Source organism: Streptomyces sp. SID1328 (genome assembly GCF_009865595.1).
Lineage (GTDB): Bacteria > Actinomycetota > Actinomycetes > Streptomycetales > Streptomycetaceae > Streptomyces > Streptomyces griseoluteus.
Window position 1 is genome coordinate 1 of the sequence record NZ_WWKH01000535.1, and the last position, 1,768, is coordinate 1,768.

Here is a 1,768-nt window from a genome sequence, read left to right on the forward strand (position 1 = left end):
TCTTCCAAACTAGCTACGCGGGTTCGATTCCCGTCGCCCGCTCCACACAGCGAAGGCCCAGGTAGGCAGTAAATTTACTGCCCCTGGGCCTTCTGTCGTTTCCCGAGCTGTTCAGCCCTTCGTGTCCCCCGCGTGCCCCTCCGGCCGAGGACGGCGCTTCAGAGCGTTCACGATCACCGCGTCCACCCCGTCAGCGATCTCACGCTCACGACGATCCGAAGTGTGCTGATAGATCAGCGCCGCACGAGTCGAGCTGTGGCCGAGGCGGGTCATCAGCTCACGGGTGCTGGCGTTCGTTTGGGACGCGAGCGTGTTCCCGGTGTGCCGAAGATCATGGAAGCGAACGCCTTTGACGCCTGCCGCCTCGCAAGCTTTGTGCCACAGCCCGTTGAAGTGATTCCGGCGGGGTGTGGCGCCTTTCGCCCCGACGAAGACCCGACCGTCGGCGCCGGCCTCCGCGAATTGCTTCATGTGCGCGGCGATGAGCGGCAGGATCGAGCGCGGAATGGCCACGGACCGCTTGCCCGCTTCGCTCTTGGGTGCCTTGTAGATCCGCTTTCCGCTGTTCAGTTCGGACACCGAGCCGCGCACCCGGATCATGCCCGCCTCCAAGTCCACGTCCCGCCGACGCAGTGCCACCAACTCGCCCCAGCGCAGGGCACAGAAGGCCCCGAGCAGCACCAGCGCGCGATAGCGAGGCTGCGAGGCCTCAGCGATGGCGAAGACGTCCACGACGGTGGCCGTCGGGCGCTCCGGAGTGGTCACCGTGCCGCCGTTCTTGATCTGGCACGGGTTGCGGCGGATCAGACCGTCCTCAACCGCCGTGCCCATGATCGTGCGGAGGAGCGAATAGGCCTTGGCGACCGTGGTCGGGCCGGTTCCCGCGTCCAGGCGTGCGCGGCGCCAGGTGCGGACGGCGGCCGGGGTGATGTCGGCAACGGCCAGGCGGCCGAAGGTGGGCACCAGATGCACGCGTACCAGGATCGCGTACAGCTCGGCCGTGCTGACCGCCAGCGGACGCTCATTCACCCAGGCCACCGCGTACTTCCCAAACGGCACTTTGGCCGCATCAGGGTCCCGCCAGTCACCCTGCCGCAGTTCCGTCTGCATGTCGGCCAGCCAGTCATCCGCCTCGCGCTTCGTACGGAACGTGTCCGGCGCAGGCCGCAACACCCCGTCGGGGCCGACGTATCGGGCCTGATAGCGGCCGGACGGCAACTTGCGGACGCGGCCGAACGGTCGACGCTTACCAGCCATCAGGCAGCCACCCCCCGACGGGCAACAGCGCGACCGCGCGGCTCGACCGTGTTGGCCCTGATGAAGTCACGTACGGCGCTCTCCGGGATGCGTACGTGTCGGCCGACCTTGACGTAGGTGATCCGCCGCTCCTCGATGAGGCGCCGGGGGAAACGCACGGTCGTGCCGAGCACCTCGGCCACCTGGTCAACGCTGAGGTACCGCTCATTCATGGTCGTGCGCTCCTTCCGAGGCGAGCTGTACGGGCAGTTCTTCGCGGGCGGTCTCGCGGTTGTGCTGGATGTCGCGGCGGATGTTGGCGGCGAGCCAGGATTCGCCGGGTGTGTGTCCGTGGCCGGCGTAGGCCCAGTGGGCGAGGGTCAGTGTGGTCGCCTCTTGGTCGTCGGGGTCGGGGAGGCCGAGGGCGGCGCGTTGCTGGGCGGCGCGGTAGTCGGCGCGGGTCTGGCGGAGTGCGCTGAGGGTGGTGGAGTAGCGGCGAGACTTGGTGGAGAAGTGGCCGCGGAAGCCGAGC

3 protein-coding genes are annotated in these 1,768 nt (G+C 68.2%); all 3 read right to left on the reverse strand.

All coding sequences use genetic code 11. The features are described from left to right. Window positions 1–111 precede the first annotated feature (111 nt). A complete protein-coding gene (locus GT030_RS16820) occupies window positions 112–1,257 on the reverse strand; it encodes a site-specific integrase (RefSeq protein WP_161201797.1) in 1,146 nt (381 codons plus the stop codon). Beyond that, on the reverse strand, window positions 1,257–1,469 hold the full coding sequence (locus GT030_RS16825) for an excisionase family DNA-binding protein (protein WP_161201798.1): 213 nt from the start codon (window positions 1,467–1,469) through the stop codon (window positions 1,257–1,259). The genes GT030_RS16820 and GT030_RS16825 overlap by 1 nt, the downstream gene beginning before the upstream one ends. Beyond that, the coding region (locus GT030_RS16830; RefSeq protein WP_346009662.1) for a replication initiator at window positions 1,462–1,768 on the reverse strand (307 nt) is incomplete at its 5' end. The genes GT030_RS16825 and GT030_RS16830, both read right to left, overlap by 8 nt.